Source organism: Isoptericola sp. NPDC019693 (assembly GCF_044389085.1).
Lineage (GTDB): Bacteria > Actinomycetota > Actinomycetes > Actinomycetales > Cellulomonadaceae > Isoptericola.
The window spans coordinates 511,612-532,097 of sequence record NZ_JBIRXP010000002.1 but is presented as its reverse complement, the minus strand read 5'-3'; the positions used below and the strand labels follow the sequence as shown (position 1 = coordinate 532,097).

The window sequence follows — 20,486 nt, the reverse complement described above, 5'->3', positions numbered from 1 at the left end:
CGTTGTGCACGGGGCGGGGGTCTGCTAGGCCTGCGGTATGACCCGCGTCACCGTCCGACGCCGCGTCAGGCGCGTCACCATCGGCAGCCGCACCGCGAGCCGCGAGGACCTCCTCGCGGGCGAGGAGCCGCTGGAGATCCGTGTGGGCGGGAGGTCGTACGCGGTCACCATGCGGACCCCGGGCCACGACGTCGAGCTCGCCACGGGCTTCCTGGTCTCGGAGGGCGTCGTCACCGACGGCGCCCAGGTCGCCGGCGCCCGGTACTGCACGGGCAGCGGGCAGGCGGCGGTCGAGAACACGTACAACGTGCTCGACGTCGCGCTCGCCCCGGGAGTGCGTCCCCCGGACCCGGCGCTCGCCCGGGAGTTCTTCACCTCCAGCGCGTGCGGTTTGTGCGGCAAGGCGTCGATCGACGCGGTGTTCACGCGCAGCGCGTTCGACGTCGCCGGCGACCCGGCCCGGGTGGACGCCGCCCTGCTCGCCGGCCTGCCCGACCGGCTGCGCGCGGCCCAGGCGGTCTTCGCCCGCACCGGCGGGCTGCACGCCGCGGGGCTCTTCGACGCCGCCACCGGCGAGACCCTCATCGTCCGGGAGGACGTCGGCCGGCACAACGCCGTCGACAAGGTGGTGGGCTGGGCCGCCGCGGCCGGGAGGCTGCCGCTGCGCGGCACGGTGCTCGTCGTGTCCGGGCGGGCCAGCTTCGAGCTCACGCAGAAGGCCGTCATGGCGGGGGTGCCGGTGCTCGCCGCCGTCTCCGCGCCGTCGTCGCTCGCCGCCGAGCTGGCCGACTCCGCGGGGCTCACGCTCGTCGGCTTCGTGCGCGACCCGACGCTCGTGGTCTACGCGGGCGAGCACCGCGTCGTCGAGCACGAGGGCGCGGGCCGCGACGACACGCCCGCCGCCCACGCCGCCACCCACGCCGCCACCCACCGGACCGCCCGCGACACGGCGGACGAGGGGCGCGACCACCACGACCGGAGAGGGGACGCCGCATGACCACGCACCGGCCGGAGGAGACGCAGCCCGGCGACCCCACGGACACGCCGCCGCAGGAGGTGCGCCCGCCGAAGGACTGGGCGGCCGGCCTCCCCGGCATCGCGCACGCGCTCGTGCCGGCGCTGCGCGGCATGAGTCCCACGCGCACGGCACGGCTGCTGCTGTCGATGAACCACCGCGACGGGTTCGACTGCATGAGCTGCGCCTGGCCGGACCCGGACCGGCGCAAGCCCGCCGAGTTCTGCGAGAACGGCGCCAAGGCGGTGACGTGGGAGGCGACCCCGCTCGTCGTCGAGCCGTCGTTCTGGGCCGAGCACCCCGTCTCGGACCTCGTCACCCGCACCGAGCACTGGCTCGGGCAGCAGGGGCGGCTCGTCGAGCCGGTGCACAAGGCGGCCGGGTCCGACCACTACGTCCCCGTCTCGTGGGACGAGGCGTTCGCGATCGTCGCCGACCGGCTGAACGGGCTCGACTCCCCCGACCAGGCGTCCTTCTACACGAGCGGGCGCACCTCCAACGAGGCCGCGTTCGTCTACCAGCTGTTCGTGCGCGCCTTCGGCACGAACAACCTGCCCGACTGCTCCAACATGTGCCACGAGTCCACCGGGGCCGCCCTGGGCGAGACGATCGGCGTCGGGAAGGCGACGATCACCTACGACGACTTCGCGCTGGCCGACCTCATCGTGATCATGGGGCAGAACCCCGGCACCAACCACCCGCGCATGCTCACCGCGCTGGAGGAGGCCAAGGAGAACGGGGCGAGCATCGTCGCGGTCAACCCCCTGCCCGAGGCAGGGCTCAAGCGCTACAAGAACCCGCAGACGGTGCGCGGGCTGGCGGGCCGCGGCACCGAGCTCGCCGACCAGTTCCTCCAGATCCGCCTCGGCGGCGACATGGCGCTGCTGCAGGCGGTCTCGAAGCGGGTGCTCGACGCCGAGGCCGCCGCCCCGGGCACCGTGCTGGACCACGAGTTCCTCGCCGCGCACACGTCGGGCCTGGACGCCCTGCGGGCCCACCTCGCGGACCTCGACGAGGACGCCGTGCTCGCCGCCACCGGCCTCGCGAGCGCCGAGATCGACGAGCTCGCGGGCCGCTACCTGCGCGCCGAACGCGTCATCGTCACGTGGGCGATGGGGCTGACGCAGCACGCCAAGGCCGTCCCGACGATCAAGGAGATCGTCAACCTGCTCCTCCTGCGCGGGAACATCGGCCGCCCGGGCGCGGGGGCGTCGCCGATCCGCGGGCACTCCAACGTGCAGGGCGACCGGACCATGGGCATCTGGGAGCAGATGCCGGACAGCTTCCTCGACGCGCTCGACGCCGAGTTCGGCATCGCCTCGCCCCGCGCGCACGGGCTCGACGCCGTCGCCACGGTGGAGGCGATGGCGGCCGGGCGCGTGCGGGCGCTCGTGGCCCTCGGGGGGAACCTGGTCGGCGCGATCTCGGACACGGGCGCCGCCGAGGAGGCGGTGCGCCGCGCCGACCTCACCGTGCAGATCTCGACGAAGCTCAACCGCTCCCACGCCGTCGTCGGCCGCGAGGCACTCATCCTGCCCACGCTGGGCCGCACCGACATCGACCGGCAGGCGTCGGGCGAGCAGATGGTCTCCGTCGAGGACACCGTGTGCGCCGTGCACGCGTCGCACGGCAAGGTCGAGCCGGTGGCGCCGGGCCTGCTGTCGGAGGTCTCGATCGTCACGCGGCTGGCGCGAGCGGTCCTCGGCGAACGGCCGGACGGCCCCGGGCCGATCGACTGGGCCGCGATGGAGCGCGACTACGACGTGATCCGCGAGCACATCGCCCGCGTGGTGCCGGGCTGCGAGGACTACAACGCGAAGCTCCGGCGGCCGAACGGCTTCCGCCTGCCGCACGGCCCGCGCGACTCGCGCACCTTCCCCACCGCGGACGGTCGCGCCCACCTCACGGTCAACGAGCTCGCGCCCGTCGAGTGCCCGCCCGGTCGCCTGCTGCTGCAGACCATCCGCTCGCACGACCAGTTCAACACCACGATCTATCGGCGCGACGACCGCTACCGCGGCATCAAAGGCGGGCGCGCCGTCGTGCTGGTCAACCCCGACGACCTCGTGGAGCTGGGGATCGCCGACGGCTCCACCGTCGACGTGCACGGCGAGTACCACGACGGCGTCGACCGGGTGCTGCGCGGGCAGCGGGTGGTCGCCTACCCGACGGCGCGCGGCTGCGCCGCCGCCTACTTCCCCGAGGCCAACGTCCTCGTGCCTCTCGGCGCGACCGCCGAGACCAGCAGGACGCCGGTGTCCAAGGCCGTCGTGGTGCGCCTCGAGCCCGCCTGAGCCGAGGTAGTTCGATCCCTGCCGAGGTAGTTCAGACCCTGCCGAGGTAGTTCGAACCCTGCCGAGGTAGTGGTCCAGTCCACTACCTCGGCGCGGGGGCGTCCGGCGGGCGGCGGCTGAGCGCGTCGGCCAGGTCGGTGAGGGCCGGCAGCGCCCGCAGCGCGGCGGCGAGGACGTCGTCCGGGGCCTGCCCGAGGCGTCGCTCCCAGAACTCGTGCAGCCGGGCCACGTGGTCCGCCGACAGGTCGGTCGCGACGAGCTCGACGCGCCGCCCGTCACCGGCCGGGTGCTCGCGGACCACGAGACCCCGGGCCTCGAGCGTGCGCAGCGCCGTGCTGACGTTGCTGCGCGCGAGCCCGGTCACCTCGGCGATGCGCGACGGCGTCGCGCGCGGCGCGCGCCGGACCGCGCGGATCACGGCCACCTCCGTGCCGGTGAGCGGCACGACGCCGCGCAGCTCGGCGGAGCGCACGTCGAGGTGGCGCGCCAGCTCGAGGACGGCGTCGGCGAGGTCGGTCGGTCCGGGCGCCGCGGCGGGCGTGACGGGCGTCTCGTCGGGCATGGCTCGATCCTAGGCGCGGCTACTAGTTATAGTTTCATAATCAACATCGCGCCCGGGTCGCATGCCTCATGCCCCGGGCGCCGCGCTGCCCGGGCCCGCACCCGCACGCCGCCGTCCGACCCCCACCCCGAGGAGCTCCGTGAGCACCGCCACCACCCCTGCCCGCACGCCGTCCGACACAGGCACCGACGCCGGCACTGCCCTACCGCCGCTGCGCGGACGCCCCTGGCTGACGCTGGTCGGCGTCGCCTTCGGCCTGTTCCTCGTCGGCCTCGACGCGACCGTCGTGTCCATCGTCAACCCCTCGATCGCCGCCGACGTCGGCACCACGTTCGCGCAGCTGCAGTGGGTCACCCACAGCTACCTGCTGGGCCTGGCCGTCACCCTGATCCTCGCGGGCAAGCTCGGCGACCGGTACGGCCACCGGTCCCTCTACCTCGCCGGCCTCGTGCTGTTCACGCTCGCCTCCGTCGCCATCGGCCTCTCCGGCTCGGCCGCCACCCTCATCGGGTTCCGCGTCGTGCAGGGCGTCGCCGCCGGCCTGCTCATGCCCCAGACCCTCGCGCTGCTGCGGGCCACGTTCCCGCGCGAGAGGTTCGGCATGGCAGTCGGGATCTGGGGTGGCGTCTCGTCGATCGCGATCGCGGTCGGGCCCACCCTCGCCGGCGCCCTCGAGGCGGCCTTCGGCTGGCAGTCCGTGTTCTTCGTCAACGTGCCGGTGGCGGCCGTGGGCCTGGTCTACGGCCTGTGCCTGCTGCCCCGCACCAGCTTCCCGAGCACAGGCCGCTTCGACGTCCGCGGGGTCGTCGTGCTGGCGCTCGGGCTCGTCGCCACGGTGTTCGCGATCGTGCAGTCCGAGACGTGGGGCTGGGGCGACGTGCGGACGCTCGGCCTGCTCGCCGTCGGCCTGCTGGTCATCGTGGGCTTCGTCGCGCTCGAGGCCCGCACCGCCGACGCGCTGCTGCCCCTGTCCCTGTTCCGCGGCACGACGGTCGGCACCGGCGGGCTGATGATCGCCACCAACTTCTTCGTCCTGATGGGGGCGACGTTCGTGCTGCCGATGTTCTTCATCAACCTGCGCGGCGCCACCGGGCTCGAGGCCGGCCTCATGATGCTGCCGATGTCGGCCGTCTCGATCGTCTCCGCCCCGATCGGCGCCCTGCTCGTCGCGAGGATCGGCACCCGGGCCACCGGCACGCTGAGCCTCGCCCTCACCGCCGTGGGGCTCCTGGTGCTGCTCGACGCCTCCGCCACCTCGTCGTACGGCGTGATGGCCGCCGCGTTCGTGATCCTCGCCCTCGGCACCGGCATCACGATCACGGCCGGCGCCGAGGCCATCGTCGGCTCCGCCCCGGTGCACCTCGCCGGCGTGGCCGGCGGGTTCCAGTCCACGTGCATCCAGATCGGCGGCGCGCTGGGCACCGCCGTGATGTCGGCGCTCGTCGCGGCGAACGTGCACGGCGGCACGGTGTCCCTCGGCCTGGACGAGGCCGAGCTCCAGGGCCTCGCGCAGGGCGCGGTGCCCGCACGGCTGGACGCCGCCGCCGCGCAGGTCGCCGGGGACGCCTACGTGGCCGGCCTGCACACGGCGTTCCTCGTCGCGGCCGTGGTCGCCGTCGTCGTCGCCGCGGTGGCCTTCGTGACCCTCCGGGGCACCCGCCGGCCCACCGTCGAGCAGGTCGTCACGGAGACGGTCGAGGGCGAGGCCGGCCACGCCTGAGCCGAGGTAGTCCAGCGAGCGCCGAGGTAGTCCAGCGAGCGCCGAGGTAGTCCGGTGAGCGCCGAGGTAGTGGTCCAGTCCACTACCTCGCGCGAGCCGGGACTACCTCGGCATCAGATCACAGGCGTCAAGATTCTTGACGTCGAGAGACCGGGAGTAGTCTCGCCCCATGGATGGGGAGGCACGGTCCGACGAGGTCGACCGGATCGTCGACGCGTGGCGCCGCGAGCGCCCGGACCTGGACGTCGAGCCGCTGACGGTGTTCTCGCGCGTCAGCCGCCTGGCACGGCACCTGGACCGCGCGAGGCGCGGGGCGTTCGCCCGGCACGACCTGGAGACGTGGGAGTTCGACGTGCTGTCCGCGCTGCGGCGCGCCGGCGAGCCGTACCGCCTGTCCCCCGGGGTGCTCGTCGCGCAGACGCTGGTCACGAGCGGCACCATGACCAACCGCATCGACCGCCTCGAGGAGCGCGGGCTGGTGGAGCGCCACCGCGCGCCGTCCGACCGCCGCGGCGTGCTCGTGCAGCTCACCGCCGCCGGGCGGCAGCGGGTCGACGCCGCGATGAGCGACCTGCTCGACGTCGAGGCCCGCGTTCTCGACGCGCTGCCCTCCGCCGTGCGCCCGCAGCTCGCGGCGTTGCTGCGCACCGTCGTCGCGCAGTTCGACGAGTGACGTCCTACCCCTCCCCCTCCGCCCGCGACGACGGCGCCCGCGCCGGCCTGCTGCTGGCGGCGCTGCTGCTCGTCGCGCTCAACCTGCGCGCCCCGATCACGTCCCTGCCGCCCGTGGTCGACGACGTCGCGGCGTCCCTCGGCCTGACCCCCGCGGGCGCGGGGCTGCTCACGTCGGTCCCGGTGCTGTGCTTCGCGCTGTGCACCCCGCTGGCGTCGGTGCTGGTGGCACGGGCGGGCCCGGAGCTCGCGCTCGGTGCCTCGATGGCGGGGGTGCTCGCCGGCACCCTGCTGCGCTCGACGGGCTCCGTCCCGACCGCCCTGGCCGGCAGCGCGGTGCTCGGTGTCGCGATCACCATCGGCAACGTCGCGGTGCCCGTGGTCATCACCCGTGACTTCCGCCGCCGGGCCGCCGCGGTGACCGGCGCGTACAGCGCGACGATGAACCTCGGGTCCACGTTCACCACCATGCTCACGGTGCCGCTCGCGACGGCGTTCGGCTGGCAGTGGGCGCTGGCGGGGTGGGGCGTGCTCGCGGTGGGCGCGCTGGCGGCGTGGGTGCCGGCGGGACGGCGGCTCGCCGCCCGGGGGCGGGCCGCGGCGCCGCAGGGCGACGGGGGCGCGCGCGTCAGGCCGCCGTCGGCCCGCGCGGAGCTCGACGCGCTGGACCCACACGGCCGGTCCGCGGTGCGGCGCCTCGTCGTGCTGCTGTCGGTCGCGTTCGCGGGCCAGGCCTTCGGCTACTACGCCGTGACGGCGTGGTTGCCCGAGATCCTGCACGACCGGCTCGGCATGACCGCCGCGGGCGCGGGCAGCGCGGCCGCGCCGTTCCAGCTGTGCGCGGTGCTCGGGTCGTTCCTCGTGCCGGCGGCCTTCTCGCGGGGCCTGCCGGCGCGCGCGGTCGCGGCGCTCATGGCGGCGATGTGGATCTCGCTGCCGCTGGGGCTGCTCCTCGCGCCGGGCCCCTGGTGGCTGTGGGTGGCCCTGGCGGGCGCGGCCCAGGGCGGCAACTTCACCGTGATCTTCACGCTCGTGGCGCAGCGCAGCCCGGGCGTCGCGGTGGCGCGGCGGTCGTCGGCCGTGGTGCAGACGGCGGGCTACGGGTGCGCGGTGCTCGCCCCGACCGTGATGGGCGGGGTGCACGAGGCGACCCACGGGTGGACGGCCCCGCTGGCCCTGGTCGCGGGCGTCCTCGCGACCATGGCCGCGGCGATGTGGGTGGCGTCGGCCCGCCCGGCGTCCGCGACCTCCTGACTCCGCGGCCTCCCGGCTACGCGACTCCCGCCAGCGTGACCGCGAGGGAGCCCAGCGCCCGCAGTGCCTCCTCCGCGTGCGCCTCGTCGTAGCCGCGGGTGCACACCGCGACGACCAGCGCCTCCGGCCCGGGCGTGCCCACGAACGCGACGTCGTGCCGGATGCCGTCCACCCAGCCCGACTTGGACCCGTACGGCACGCCCTGGGGCACGGCGGAGGTGAGCTGCCGGTCGGTCTGGCGCGCGAGCAGGTCGATCATCCAGAGCGTGCGGTCCGGCCCCGCGACCTGCCCGGTGACGACGGCGGACATCAGCGCCGCAAGGTCGGCCGGCGTCGTGCGGTGCGAGTCGCCGCGAGCCTCGGCGGCGAGGTCGCTGTACTTGCGCCCGACGACGCTCGCGGCGGCGCCGACGTCGGCCAGCACCTGGTTGCACGCGTCGAGGCCGACGAGGTCGATCACCATGTTGGTGGCCTCGTTGGAGGAGACGACGATCATCCGCTCGACCGCCAGCCCGACCGGCATGAACGTGCCGGGCGGCGGCATGCCCGGGTCCAGGTCGTCGGGCTCGATGCGATAGTCGGGCTCGCCGGGCACCTGCGAGCGGAACGTGTCGGCGCTGGCCACCTCCTCGTCGAGCGTGAGCTCTCCGGCGTCGAGCGCCCGGGCGGCCGCGACCAGCACCGCAAGCTTGACCGTCGACGCCGCGTAGAACGGCGCGTCCGCGTCGCGCTCGGCGAGCACCTCGCCGCCCGCGCGCCGCACCTGGTACGCGACCACGGGGACGCCGTCGGAGTGCGTTCCCGTGCTCACCATCAGCGCACCCCCGAGGCGTTGTGAGCACGATTCCGGGGACTTTCGGGGCCGGAATTGTCCCCGGAATCGCGCTCACAGCGGTGGACGACGGCGGCGAAGGCCGCGGCGAGCGCTCGCGCCTGCCGCTCGTTCTCCGGCGCGCGCTCGAGCGCGGCGGCGAGCAGCGCGTCGCGGTCGAAGCCCAGCGTCGCGAGCTCGTCGGCGTCCCAGGTGCCGATGCGCTCCGGCGCCGCCTCAGGGTGGAACTGCAGCCCCCACGCGACGTCGCCCACGCGGAACGCCTGGACGACGCACGCGTCGCTCGTCGCGAGGTGCACGGCCTGCGGCGGGAGCCCGGTGATCGAGTCGACGTGACTCTCGACCATGCGGACCTCGCCGCCGACGGCCAGCGCGCCGAGCGGGCCGAGCAGGGCGTCGTCGGCCGCGGCGTCGAGGAGCCGCACGGGGCACAGCCCCTTCTCCGTCTCGCCCGACCGGCCCGTCACCGTGCCGCCCGCGACGTGCGCGAGCACCTGCCCGCCCAGGCAGATCCCCAGCACGGGGACGCCGGCGTCGAGGGCCTCGGCGACGAGGGCCCGTTCGTGCGGCAGCCAGGGCGCCCGCTCGTCCTCGTCGGGCAGCAGGCCGCCGCCCAGCAGGACGAGGCCGTCCACGCCGTCGGGCGCGGCGGCGCCCCCCTCGGCGAGCGAGGCGACCTGCTCCACGACGTCCGCGCCCTGCACGACGACGGCGGCCACGCCGTCCGCCTCCAGCCAGGCGGGCAGGCGGCCCGGGCCGCTGTGCGGGGAGTTCTGGACCAGGACGACGGTCGGTCGGCGGTCGGGCACGGTCAGCGCTCCCTGCTCTCGAGGACGGGGCTGTCGGGGACGGTCTCGGGCACGGGGTCGGCACCCGGCTCGTGGTCGTCGGGGTCCTGCTCGGCGTCCTGCTCGACGGCCCGGTCCGGGCCGGACGGCGTCTCGGCGGCGGACGTCGGACCCCCACCGAGCGCGGCCGCCTCCCGCGCGAAGTGGCACGCGGCGGCGTGCGGCACGACGGCCGCGGCACCACGGGTCCCGCCGTCGCCGCGGCGGCCGAGCGGCACGAGCACCGGGTCCTCGGTGCGGCAGCGCGCGGGCACGTCCTCCGGCCCGTCGCCCGTGACGCCCTCCTCGGCAGCGAGGCGGCGCGCGAGCCAGCAGCGCGTGTGGAAGCGGCAGCCGGACGGCGGGTCGGCGGGCGACGGCGGGTCGCCGTCGAGCAGCAGGTCGGCGTCGGCGGGCCGGGCGTCCGGGTCCGGCACCGGCACGGCGGACAGCAGGGCCCGCGTGTAGGGGTGGTGCGCGTCCCCGTAGACGGCCGGCCGGTCGCCCTCCTCGACGACCCGGCCCAGGTACATCACCGCGACCTCGTCGGCGATGTGCTGCACCACGGCGAGGTCGTGGGCGATGAACAGGTACGACAGGCCGAGCTCGTCCTGCAGGTCCTCCAGCAGGTTGATGACCTGGCCCTGCACGGACACGTCGAGGGCCGAGACGGGCTCGTCGCAGACCAGCACCCGCGGCTTGACCGCGAGCGCGCGGGCGATGCCGACACGCTGGCGCTGCCCGCCCGAGAACTGGTGCGGGTAGCGGTGCGCGTGGTCGGGATCGAGGCCGACGAGCTCGAGCAGCTCGGCCACCGCCCGGCGCCGGCCGCCGGCGGGGGCGGCGTCGCGGTGGATGCGGAACGGCTCCGCGACGATCTCCCCCACCGACATCCGAGGGTTCAGCGACGTGTACGGGTCCTGGAAGACCATCTGGACGTTGCGGCGCAGCTCGCGTCGCGCGGCGCGCGACATCGTCGACACGTCCTCGCCGTCGACGAGGACCTGCCCGCGGGTCGGCTTCTCGATCCCGACCAGCACCCGCGCGAGCGTGGACTTCCCGGAGCCGGACTCCCCCACGAGCCCGAGGGTGCGCCCGCGGCGCAGGGCCAGGGACACCCCGTCCACGGCCTGCACCTGGCCCACCGTGCGCCGGAGGACGACACCCCGGCGCACCGGGTAGGACTTGGCCAGGTCGCGCACCTCGAGGACGACGTCGTCGGACGTCGTGGGTGCGGCGGCGACGGGGCCGGCGGCGGTCTCAGGCACGGGCGCCTCCCAGGAGCTCGGCGGCGAAGTGGCAGGCCGACGACCGGCCGTGGGCGACGTCGTCGAGCGGCGGCTCGACCGTGCGGCACAGGTCCTGCGCCAGGTCGCAGCGCGGGTGGAACGGGCAGCCCGGCGGCACGTTCCCGGGTGCCGGCGGGCGGCCCGGGACGACCGGGAGACGCCCTCCGGCCTGCGCGTCCGCCGCGTCGAGCCGCGGCACCGAGCGCAGCAGGGCCCTGGTGTACGGGTGGGCGGGCGCGGCGTACAGGTCGCGCACGGGCGCGTGCTCCACGGCGCGGCCCGCGTACATCACGGTGACGTCGTCGGCGACGCCCGCGACGACGCCGAGGTCGTGGGTGATGAGCACGAGCCCCATCCGCCGCTCGGCCTGGATCTCCGCGAGCAGCCGCAGCACCTGCGCCTGCACGGTGACGTCGAGCGCCGTCGTCGGCTCGTCGGCGATGAGCACGTCGGGGTCGAGCGCCAGCGCGGACGCGATCATCACGCGCTGCCGCATGCCCCCGGAGAACTGGTGCGGGTACTCGTCCACCCGCTGCGCGGCGTTCGGCACCTTCACCAGGTCGAGCAGCTCGACCGCGCGCCGCCGTGCCTCGCGCCGCGACGTGCCGGTCCGCGCCCGCAGCGACTCGGTGAGCTGGTAGCCCACCGTGTGCACGGGGTTGAGCGCGGCCAGCGCGTCCTGGAAGACCATCGCGACGTGCGTGCCGCAGTGCACGCGGTGCTTGGTCGGCGACAGCGTCAGCAGGTCGGTGCCGCGGTAGCGGGCGGAGCCGCGCACGACCCGCGCCGTGGGCGGCAGCAGCCCCATCACCGCCAGCGAGCTCACCGACTTGCCGCAGCCGGACTCGCCCACCAGCGCGAGGGTGCGGCCGGCCTCCACGCGGTAGCTGAGGCCGTCGACGGCGCGCACCGCGCCGTCGTCGGACCGGAACTCGACCGCCAGGTCCTCGACCTCGAGCAGGACGTCCCCGGCCGACCGTGCTGCGCCGGGCGCGGCGGTCGTGCCCCGGGTCGTCGTCTCCGTCATGCCGGTCATGTCTGTCATGCCTGTCATCGCGGTCACCGGAGCCTCGGGTCGAGGGCGTCGCGCAGCGCGTCGCCGAGCACGACGAGCGCCAGCACCGTGAGGACGAGGCACCCGAGCGGGTAGAGGAGCAGGTACGGGTAGCCGCCGGTCACCCACTCGGCGCCGTTCGTGATCATGATCCCCCAGCTGATCGCGGGCGGTCGCACCCCGATGCCGAGGAACGCCAGCACCGCCTCCGCGCTGATGACCCCGGCGATCGCCGTCGGCACCAGCGCCGTCACCGGCCCGATCGCGTTGGGGAGCACGTGGCGCACCATGACCCGCAGGTCGGAGGCCCCCAGGGCGCGGGCCGCGGTCACGTAGTCGAGGTTCTTCGCCTCCAGCGTGGCCGCCCGGACGTACCTCGCGTACCCCATCCAGCCGAACAGCGTGAGCACGAGCGCCGGGAGCAGGATGACGTCGAACGCCCCGCTCCCCACGCTCACGTTGCGGAAGAGGGAGAGCAGGAGCAGCGCGGCGAGCAGCAGCGGGATCACCAGGAACACCTCGATGGTCCGCGAGACGACCGTGTCCACCCAGCCGAGGTAGTACCCGGCGAGCAGCCCGAGGACGATGCCGATGATCACGGACGCGCCGACCACGACGAACGCCAGCAGGAGCGACGGTCGCGCCCCGTGCACGAGCTGCGCCAGCATGTCGCACCCGTGCACGTCGGTGCCGAGCGGGTGCGGCTCCCCGAGCCCCTGCGGCCGGGTCTTCGAGTCCCCGATGATGCAGCGCTGCGGGTCGGTGCTGGTGAACAGCGTCGGGAACGCCGCCATGACCGCGAAGAAGGCCACGACCACCGCCGACACGATGACGTCCGGACGGCGGCGCAACCGGCGCCAGGCGTCCCCGCCGAGCGACGCCGAGGCGTCCGTCGGCGGGGCGTCGGGCGTCGTGGTGGCTGCGGTGGGCTCAGGCATAGCGGATCCTCGGGTCGAGGGCGGCGTAGGCGATGTCGACCACCAGCATCACGGCCACCGTCACGGCCGCCAGGATGGTCACCACGCCGAGGACGAGGGCCACGTCGGTGCCGCGCACCGCCTCCCACAGCACCCCGCCCATGCCGTAGATGTTCATCATCCCCTCGGTGATGACGGCGCCCGCGAGCGCCTCCGTGAACGTCAGCCCCACCGCCGTCACGACCGGGACCGCCGAGTTGCGCACCACGTGGTGCACCACCACGTGCCGCTCGTTCAGCCCGCGCGAGCGAGCCGTGCGGACGTGGTCGCCGGTGTACGACTCGAGCTGGCTCGCGCGCACCAGGCGGATGAACGCCGCCGACCCGGCCAGGCCCAGCAGGATGCCAGGGACGAGCAGGGTCGCCCACGGGTGGTCGTCGTCGAACGAGGGCCGGAACCACAGGGCGGGCAGGCTGCCGGCCCCGAACGTCTCCGTGGCCCACGCGTTCAGCGGGACGGCGAACACGTACCGGTAGACGAGCAGCAGCACGAAGATCGGGAACGCGTCGATGAGCACCGACGTCAGCCGGATGCCGTGATCGGCCGACCGGCCGCGCCAGCGCGCGGCGACCGTGCCGAGGCCCATGCCGAGCAGGAACCACACGATCGTCACGACGAGGAACAGCTTGAGCGTGTTCGGCGCCGCCGTCGCGACGATGTCGGTGACCTCGCGTCCCCGCAGGTTGGTGCCGAAGTCGCCCTGCGCGTAGGCGCCGAGCCGCTCGACGAAGGGGCCCAGGCACGGGTTGCCCGTCTGGTCGTAGCAGGGGTCGTCGAGGCCGAAGCGCTTCTCGACGGCCGCGAGCTGGGCGTCGGTGGGCACCCGCTCGCCGAAGAACGCGAGCGCGGGGTTGCCGTTGAGCTGGATCGCGAACGTCGTGAGCAGGTGCAGCACGAACATCACGAGCAGCAGGGTGGCCACGCCCAGCAGGGAGCGGCGGAGGATGTAGCGGCCCATTCACAGTCTTTCTGGTGGTGAGGCGGCCGAGCTCGTCGGGACCGCGGGCGGGTCCCGACGAGCTCGACCGGCGACGGCGTCGACCGGCGTCGCGACGTCACATGCCGTTCGTGACCTCCAGCAGGCGCAGCTTGGGCTCGCCGCTGAACGGGTCGAGGACGACGTTCGAGACGTTCTCGCTGTAGTAGTACGAGTTCACCGAGAAGACGACGGGCACGGTCGGGAAGTCCTGGGCCAGCACGGCCTCGGCCTCCTGGTAGTGCGTGACCGCCTCGTCGAGGGTCGCCGCCTCGTCGCCCGCCTTGATGGCCGCCTCGAAGTCCTCGCTGTAGTAGCCGAAGTTGACGTTGCCGTTCTCGGGGTCGCCGCTCGCGTAGACCGGGGCAAGGTAGTTCTCGTTGAGCGGGTAGTCCGGGAACCAGTTGGACCGGAACGGGCCGGAGAAGTCGCGGGCGGAGCGCCGGTCGAAGTAGTCCGGTGTCGGGTCGAGCTCGTAGGGGATGCCGAGGTTCTCCTGGATGGAGTCGCCGATCGCCTTGAACAGGGCCTGCTCGGTCTCGTCCTGGCCGAGGTGGATGGTCAGCTTCTCGCCGTCGGGCCAGCCGCCGGCCTTCTCGAGCGCCGCCTTCGCCGCGGCGGCGTCGAAGGTGCACCACTCGCAGGTGCCCGCCTCGCCGCCGGGGACGCCGTCGGGCACCACCCAGCTGTCCGCCGCGACGCGCTCACCGGGCAGCAGGGCGTCGATGATGCCCTGCCGGTCGATGGCCAGCGAGATCGCCTTGCGGAACTCGATGTCCTGCCACGGCCCGTCCTCGTACAGCGGGAACGCCAGGTAGGTGAGCGCCGCGCCGGGTCCCTCGACGAACCGCTCCTGCAGGTCCGGGTCGTTCTTCGCCGCGGCCATCTCGGCCGGCGGCGGGACGGCGAAGTCGAGGTTGCCCGCCTGGAAGTCGGGCCAGTTCTCGGTGCCCGCGTACTCGGTCCACTCGATGGAGCCGTACTCCGGGGTCTCCTCGAGGGGGTAGTCCTCCCACCGCGAGGCGGTGAGGCTCACGCCCTGGTCCCACTGGTCCACCTGGAAGGGGCCGTTGCCGATCGGCTTGACGGCGCACGCCTCGATGTCGTCGAGGCACTCCTGCGCGATGGGGTAGAAGCCGGTGTAGCCGAGCATCGTGCCGAACCCGGCGAACGGGCCGGTGAGCGTGACCTCGAGCGTCTGGGGGTCGACGACCTTGAGGCCCGAGAGCGTGTCCGCCTCGGGCTCCATGGTGACGTTGCCGTCGTCGTCGGTCTCGCCCTGCATCGCGTCGTAGCCCGCGATCCGCTCGAAGAAGTAGTTGTTCGCCATCGCGTTCGGGCCGTACGCGGCGTAGTTCCAGGCGCGGGCGAACGCGTCGGCGTCCACCGGCTCGCCGTTCTGGAACGTGAGGTCCGGCTTGATCGTGATCGTCCAGACGGTGTTGTCCTCGCTCTCGACGCTCTCGGCCACGTAGTTGTACGGCTCCGTGGTCTCGGGGTCGTAGCGGACCAGCCCGTCGTACACGACGTCGAGGACGGAGATGTTGTCCGCGACGTTCGAGTCCATCGGCAGCAGCGTCTCGACGTCCTGCGCGAGCGCGAGCCGCAGCGTGGCGTCCGCGTCGCTCCCGCCTCCTCCGCCGCCGTCCCCGTCGTCGTCGCCCCCGCCGCCGCCCGAACAGCTCGCCAGCACCAGCGCCACCGCTGTCGCCGCGGTTGCCACCGCAGCCCTTCGCCCCATCGTCACCGGCTTCTCCCCACGTCGTGTCGCCCAAGGCGCCGTCGCCATGCGTGTGTTCACGTCGTCGTGCACGCCGTCGTGGCCGCGCTCACGCGGACACGGCGGCGTTGCCGTGGAACATATCGCCATCATGACCTCTGGTGGTGAAAATCACTGTTAAGGATCAGTAACGATCGACCGCGTGTCGCGCCGCGGCCCTCACGCCGTGACCGCGGCAGTTCCAGGTCGACACCCACGCCGGACGCTTCTTCGTCGACCTCGCCTGGCCGGAGCACCGCGTGCTCGCCGAGTTCGACGGCCGCATCAAGTACCGCGACGGCGCGTTCGGCCCGGGCTACGACGCCGAACGCGCACTGTTCGAGGAGAAGGTGCGCGAGGACGCGATCGTCGAGCACCTCGGCATCCGACCGCTGCGGTTCGTCGCCCGGGACGCCCGCGACCCCGACGGCGTCGCGCGACGACTGCTCGCCAGGTTCCCGGCGGAGGTCCGCCGCGCGGCACGCGTCAACCCGCTGTTGCCACCCCCGCCGCCGCCCGCGCGCGCTCGCGGCGGCAGTTCGGGTTCACGTCGGCAGTTCGAACTGCCGACGTGAACCCGAACTGCCGTCCTGAACGGTCGCGACGGATGCCGCCCTCCGACCGATCACTCGCCGCGCGCGGCCCCGGCCAGGTCGACGACGGCGGCGGTGACGTCGTCGAGCGCCCGCGCCGTGCGCTCCGGGTCGCCGTCGATCTCGAGCGAGTGGTCGCCGCCGTCCACCTCGAGCACGCGCGCCCCGGACGCCGCAGCCAGCGCGCCATCCCACAGCCCGTCGGCGGTGCCGCCCGCCAGCAGCGCCGGCACCCCGGACGCGCCCAGACCGGCGGCCGCGGCACGCACCTCGGGCGTACGGCCGGTGGTGAGCAGCGGCGTCAGCCACGCCCCGGCCAGCACCAGCTCGACGGCGACGGGCAGCGCCAGCGTGCCGAGCGACTTCGCCAGCACCAGGTGCACCGCCGAGGGCGCGGCGGCCACGCCGTCCCGCAGCACGTCGGCATACACCCGCCGCGCGACGTCGAAGTCCGGCCGCCCGTCCCACACCACCGTCCGCACCGACCAGCCATCAGACCGCAGCGCAGCGGCAGGCCGCGCCAGCACCGGCCCCTCCGCCGTGTACCCCACACCGGGCAGCACCGTCAGCACCAGCCCCGTCTCGCCGTCGTCCACGACCACGTGAAAGTCAGCCACGACCTCAGCCTGCCACCACCGCGAGACGAAAAAAGGCCGGGCGGGGGATCGCGCGCACGGTAGTAGACGTCCCGAAGTGGAGGGCGCCCTGGCGCCCGTGAACGCTACCGTGCGCGCGATCCCCCGCCCGGCCGTCAACCGAAAGCGAGGTTTCGGCCCAAGCTCAGACCCGCGTCACCACGCGATCGAGAGCCGCAACAGCAGAGTCCAACACGGCCTCGTCCACCGTCAGCGCCGGCCGGAACCGCACGGACCGCTCGCCGCAGCCGAGGATGAGGCACCCCTCGGCGTGCAGCCCGGCCAGGACGGCGTCGCGCACGTCGCGCGAGGGCAGCGACACGGCGCACATGAGCCCTCGGCCGCGGGGGTCGCTGACGACGCCGGGGTGCGCGGCGGCGAGCGTCTCGAGCCGCGCCAGCAGCCCCGCCCCGACGTGCGCGGCGCGCTCGATCAGCCCCTCGGCCTCGATCACCTCGAGGATGCGGCGGGAGCGGACCATGTCGGCGAGGTTGCCGCCCCAGGTGGAGTTGATGCGTGAGGAGACGTGGAAGACGTTGTCGTCGATCTCGTCGACGCGGCCGCCCGCCATGACTCCGCACACCTGGGCCTTCTTGCCGAAGGCGACGACGTCGGGCTGGACGCCGAGCTGCTGGTAGGCCCACGCCGTCCCGGTCATGCCGACGCCGGTCTGCACCTCGTCCAGGACGAACAGCGCGTCGTGCTCGTGGCACAGGGCCTGCATGGCCTGGAGGAACTCGGCGCGCAGATGGTGGTCGCCGCCCTCCCCCTGGATCGGCTCGGCGACGAAGCAGGCGATGTCGTGCGGGTGCGCCTCGAACGCGGCGCGCGCCTCGGCGAGCGCCTGGGCCTCGAGCGCCTCGACGTCGCGGAGCGCGCCGCCGGCGTCGTGACCGGGGTAGGGCGAGCTGATGCGCGGCCAGTCGAACTTCGGGAAGCGGGCGACCTTGCCGGGCTCGGTGTTGGTGAGGGACATGGTGTAGCCCGAGCGGCCGTGGAACGCGTGCTGCAGGTGCAGCACCTTGGTGCCCAGCTCGGGCGAGCGGCCGTGCGCCTCGTTGTGGCGCGACTTCCAGTCGAAGGCGACCTTGAGGGCGTTCTCGACGGCGAGCGCGCCGCCGTCGACGAAGAAGAGGTGCGGCAGGGCGGGGTCGCCGAGCACGCGCGCGAAGGCGTCGACGAAGCGGGCGAGCTCGACGGTGTAGACGTCGGAGTTCGACGGCTTGTTGATCGCGGCGCGGGTGAGCTCCTCGCGGAACAGCGGGTCGCGGAACAGGGCGGGGTGGTTCATGCCCAGGGGGTTGGAGGCGAAGAAGGTGAACAGGTCGGTCCACTCGCGGCCGTCGCGGGCGTCGACGAGGGTCGAGCCGTGCGAGCGCTCGAGGTCGAGCACGAGGTCGAAGCCGTCGACGAGCAGGTGCTCGCGCAGCGACTCGAGGACGGCGGTGGCCTCGATCGAGCCACCGACGCTGGAGGCTGTGCGCTGAGAGATTGTCTCGGTCATACCCCGAAGGTAGAGGAGAACCTCCTGCCAAACCAGGGATACGCCGTAGGAATTCTCGTCAGTGCGCCAGCGGGCGCCCCTCGAAGTACGTCCGCAGCACCACGGTGGACCGCGTGGACACGCTCGCCTCCCGCCGGATGACCCCCAGCAGGTCCTCCAGCGCCGACGGCGACGACACCCGCACCAGCAGCAGGTAGTTCGCGTTGCCGGCCACCGACCAGCACGCCTCGATGCCGGGCACGTCGCGCAGGCGCTCGGGGGCGTCGTCGGCCTGCGACTGGTCCAGCGGCGTGATCTCCACGTACGCGGCGATGGGCAGCCCCACCGCGTCGGGGTCGACGACGGCGCGGTAGCCGGTGATCACCTGCCGCGCCTCGAGCTTGCGCACCCGCGCCTGCACGGCGGACTGCGACAGGCCCGTCACGCCGGCGAGCGCCGCCAGCGTCGCGCGCCCGTCCTCCCGCAGCGCGCGCACGAGCGCCCGGTCGACGTCGTCCAGGACGGTGTCGCTCATGCGTCGCGCTTCCCGTCGATCATCCCGCCACCTCGGCGGACTCCAACCAGGCCATCTCGAGCTCCTCCTTCTCGGCGCCGAGCGCCCGGAGGCGCTCGTCGAGGGCCGCCACCGCGGTGTAGTCCGTCGGATCGGCGGCGATCTGCTCGTGCAGAGTGTTCTCCTCGTCCGCGATCCGAGCCAACCTCCGCTCAATACGTGAGATTTCCTTCTTGGCGGCTCGCACCTCCGCCGCGGAGGGTCCCGACGCCGTCACCCCAGGTCCCGCGCCCGGAGCGGGGGCGGCAGGCTCGGTGGAGGGGGCGCCGGAGGCGGCGGCACCCGGCACGGCTGCCCGCCGCAGCTCGAGGTACTGCTCCACACCTCCCGGCAGGTCCCGCAGCGCACCGTCGCCGAGCAGGGCCCACTGCCGGTCGCAGACCCGCTCCAGCAGGTACCGGTCGTGCGAGACGACGATCAGCGTGCCCGGCCACCCGTCCAGCAGGTCCTCGACCGCGGCGAGGGTGTCGGTGTCCAGGTCGTTCGTGGGCTCGTCGAGCAGCAGCACGTTCGGCTCCGAGACGAGCAGCCGCAGCAGCTGGAGCCGGCGCCGCTCGCCGCCGGACAGGTCGCGCACGATCGTGTGCGCCCGCTCGCGGGTGAAGCCGAGTCGCTCGGTGAGCTGCCCGGCGGTGAGCTCCTTGCCGTCGACGACGACCGTGCGCTTCTCGCGGTCCACGACCTGCACGGCGGTGAGGTGGCCGACGTCGTCGAGCTCGCCGACGTCCTGGGTGAGCTCCGCGACGTGCACCGTCTTGCCGCGGCGCACCCGGCCGGACTCCGGCTCGCGGCGGCCGGCCAGCAGCGACAGCAGCGTCGTCTTGCCCGCGCCGTTGACGCCGACCACGCCGTACCGGTCGCCGGGGCCGAGGCGCCAGGTGACGTCGTCGAGCAGCACGCGGCGGCCGGCGGCGTCGCGCGGCCCGGCCTCGTGACCGTCGCGGGCGGGGACGGTGACCGTGACGTCCTCGAGGTCCAGCACGTCCTTGCCGAGCCGGCGGGTGGCCATCTGCGTGAGCTCGAGGGTGTCGCGCGGCGGCGGCTCGTCGTCGATGAGCGCGGCCGCGGCGTCGAGCCGGAACTTGGGCTTGGACGTGCGCGCGGGCGCGCCGCGCTTGAGCCACGCGAGCTCCTTGCGCAGCAGGTTGTTGCGCTTCTCGGCGGCCGTGGCGGCCTGCCGGGCCCGCTCGGCGCGCGCCAGGATGTAGGCCGCGTACCCGCCGTCGTACCCGTCGACGCCGCCGGTCCCGTCGCCGCGCACCTCCCACGTGCGGGAGCAGACGGCGTCGAGGAACCAGCGGTCGTGCGTGACGACGACCAGCGCGCCCGTGGCGCCCGGGCGGCCGTAGCGCGCCGCGAGGTGCTCGGCCAGCCAGGCGACGCCCTCGACGTCCAGGTGGTTGGTGGGCTCGTCGAGCAGCAGCACGTCCGGGTCCTCGACCAGGAGTGCCGCGAGCGCGACGCGGCGGCGCTGCCCGCCCGACAGGGTCGTCGCCGGCTGGTCCAGGTCGAGGTCGGCCAGCAGCCCGGCGTGCACGGAGCGGATGCGGGCGTCGGACGCCCACTCGTGCGTCGCGTCGTCGCCGTGCACGAGGTCGCGGATCGTCGCCGCGTCGTCGTCCACGTCGCGCTGGACGAGCATGCCGAGCCGCGAGCCGCCCACCCGGGTGACGCGCCCGGCGTCGGGTGCCTGCGTGCCTGCCAGCAGCCGCAGCAGGGTCGACTTGCCGGCCCCGTTGGGCCCGACGACGCCGATGCGGTCGCCGTCGTCGAGGCCGAGCGAGACGTCCTTGAGGAGGGTGCGGGTGCCGATGGTCAGCGCGATGCCGTCCGCGCCGAGAAGATGTGCCACCCGTCGAGGGTAGTCGCCTTCGACCAGGCGATCCGTCGCGGCATCCGGCCGGATGACGCGACGGATGGCCGGGGGGCCGCGGGCGCGGGGGCCGCCCCCCCGGGCCCCCCGGGACCGG

General features: G+C 74.1%; 17 protein-coding genes and 1 pseudogene. 6 read left to right on the top strand and 12 right to left on the bottom strand.

Features of this window, described 5'->3' with window-relative positions; all coding sequences use genetic code 11:
* Window positions 1-37: 37 nt before the first annotated feature.
* Complete coding sequence (fdhD, locus tag ACH436_RS07825) at window positions 38-997, top strand: formate dehydrogenase accessory sulfurtransferase FdhD (protein WP_430559631.1); 960 nt, start codon at window positions 38-40, stop codon at window positions 995-997.
* Window positions 994-3,309, top strand: coding sequence for an FdhF/YdeP family oxidoreductase (locus tag ACH436_RS07820; protein ID WP_430559630.1), 2,316 nt, complete (start codon window positions 994-996; stop codon window positions 3,307-3,309). The genes fdhD and ACH436_RS07820 overlap by 4 nt, the downstream gene beginning before the upstream one ends.
* A gap of 82 nt (window positions 3,310-3,391) precedes the next feature.
* Here the strand turns inward: ACH436_RS07820 and ACH436_RS07815 are convergent, their stop codons facing one another.
* Entirely contained in the window at window positions 3,392-3,871 is a 480-nt protein-coding gene (locus ACH436_RS07815) for a MarR family winged helix-turn-helix transcriptional regulator (RefSeq protein WP_430559629.1), read from the bottom strand.
* A gap of 139 nt (window positions 3,872-4,010) precedes the next feature.
* On the opposite strand from ACH436_RS07815, the gene ACH436_RS07810 reads away from it, so the two are divergent.
* From ACH436_RS07810 to ACH436_RS07800, 3 genes and pseudogenes are all read left to right on the top strand, one after another.
* The gene (locus ACH436_RS07810; protein WP_430559628.1) at window positions 4,011-5,591 is read left to right on the top strand and encodes an MFS transporter; all 1,581 of its coding nucleotides are present in this window, start codon (window positions 4,011-4,013) and stop codon (window positions 5,589-5,591) included.
* 169 nt (window positions 5,592-5,760) lie between these two features.
* Window positions 5,761-6,264 carry a MarR family winged helix-turn-helix transcriptional regulator gene (locus ACH436_RS07805; RefSeq protein ID WP_430559627.1) on the top strand — a complete coding sequence of 168 codons (504 nt, stop codon included), beginning with the start codon at window positions 5,761-5,763 and terminating at the stop codon, window positions 6,262-6,264.
* A gap of 62 nt (window positions 6,265-6,326) precedes the next feature.
* A pseudogene (locus ACH436_RS07800) lies at window positions 6,327-7,517 on the top strand (CynX/NimT family MFS transporter); the annotation flags it as partial.
* A gap of 16 nt (window positions 7,518-7,533) precedes the next feature.
* On the opposite strand, the gene ACH436_RS07795 reads toward ACH436_RS07800, so the two are convergent.
* The 7 genes from ACH436_RS07795 to ACH436_RS07765 form a co-directional block, all read right to left on the bottom strand.
* Window positions 7,534-8,331 (bottom strand): serine hydrolase, encoded by a 798-nt coding sequence (locus tag ACH436_RS07795; protein ID WP_430559626.1) that lies wholly within the window; start codon window positions 8,329-8,331, stop codon window positions 7,534-7,536.
* Window positions 8,331-9,158 carry a type 1 glutamine amidotransferase gene (locus ACH436_RS07790; protein ID WP_430559625.1) on the bottom strand — a complete coding sequence of 276 codons (828 nt, stop codon included), beginning with the start codon at window positions 9,156-9,158 and terminating at the stop codon, window positions 8,331-8,333. The genes ACH436_RS07795 and ACH436_RS07790 overlap by 1 nt, the downstream gene beginning before the upstream one ends.
* 2 nt (window positions 9,159-9,160) lie before the next feature.
* On the bottom strand, window positions 9,161-10,444 hold the full coding sequence (locus ACH436_RS07785) for an ABC transporter ATP-binding protein (RefSeq protein ID WP_430559624.1): 1,284 nt from the start codon (window positions 10,442-10,444) through the stop codon (window positions 9,161-9,163).
* A complete protein-coding gene (locus ACH436_RS07780; RefSeq protein WP_430559623.1) occupies window positions 10,437-11,510 on the bottom strand; it encodes an ABC transporter ATP-binding protein in 1,074 nt (357 codons plus the stop codon). Before ACH436_RS07780 ends, ACH436_RS07785 begins: the two co-directional genes overlap by 8 nt.
* Before the next feature lie 14 nt (window positions 11,511-11,524).
* Window positions 11,525-12,457 carry an ABC transporter permease gene (locus tag ACH436_RS07775; protein WP_430559622.1) on the bottom strand — a complete coding sequence of 311 codons (933 nt, stop codon included), beginning with the start codon at window positions 12,455-12,457 and terminating at the stop codon, window positions 11,525-11,527.
* Complete coding sequence (locus tag ACH436_RS07770) at window positions 12,450-13,454, bottom strand: ABC transporter permease (RefSeq protein ID WP_430559621.1); 1,005 nt, start codon at window positions 13,452-13,454, stop codon at window positions 12,450-12,452. The genes ACH436_RS07775 and ACH436_RS07770 overlap by 8 nt, the downstream gene beginning before the upstream one ends.
* A gap of 97 nt (window positions 13,455-13,551) precedes the next feature.
* Window positions 13,552-15,195 carry an ABC transporter substrate-binding protein gene (locus ACH436_RS07765; RefSeq protein WP_430559620.1) on the bottom strand — a complete coding sequence of 548 codons (1,644 nt, stop codon included), beginning with the start codon at window positions 15,193-15,195 and terminating at the stop codon, window positions 13,552-13,554.
* Between the two features lie 296 nt (window positions 15,196-15,491).
* Between ACH436_RS07765 and ACH436_RS07760 the strand changes: the two genes are divergently transcribed.
* Complete coding sequence (locus tag ACH436_RS07760; protein WP_430559619.1) at window positions 15,492-15,806, top strand: hypothetical protein; 315 nt, start codon at window positions 15,492-15,494, stop codon at window positions 15,804-15,806.
* Window positions 15,807-15,856: 50 nt separating this feature from the next.
* On the opposite strand, the gene ACH436_RS07755 is transcribed toward ACH436_RS07760, so the two are convergent.
* The 4 genes from ACH436_RS07755 to ACH436_RS07740 form a co-directional block, all read right to left on the bottom strand.
* Complete coding sequence (locus ACH436_RS07755; RefSeq protein ID WP_430559618.1) at window positions 15,857-16,441, bottom strand: hypothetical protein; 585 nt, start codon at window positions 16,439-16,441, stop codon at window positions 15,857-15,859.
* 163 nt (window positions 16,442-16,604) lie between these two features.
* Window positions 16,605-17,963, bottom strand: a complete 1,359-nt coding sequence (gene lat / locus ACH436_RS07750) for an L-lysine 6-transaminase (RefSeq protein ID WP_430559617.1) — start codon at window positions 17,961-17,963, stop codon at window positions 16,605-16,607.
* A gap of 58 nt (window positions 17,964-18,021) precedes the next feature.
* Window positions 18,022-18,477 carry an Lrp/AsnC family transcriptional regulator gene (locus tag ACH436_RS07745; protein ID WP_430559616.1) on the bottom strand — a complete coding sequence of 152 codons (456 nt, stop codon included), beginning with the start codon at window positions 18,475-18,477 and terminating at the stop codon, window positions 18,022-18,024.
* A 19-nt stretch (window positions 18,478-18,496) separates the two neighbouring features.
* Entirely contained in the window at window positions 18,497-20,368 is a 1,872-nt protein-coding gene (locus ACH436_RS07740; RefSeq protein WP_430559615.1) for an ABC-F family ATP-binding cassette domain-containing protein, read from the bottom strand.
* Window positions 20,369-20,486: the final 118 nt, after the last annotated feature.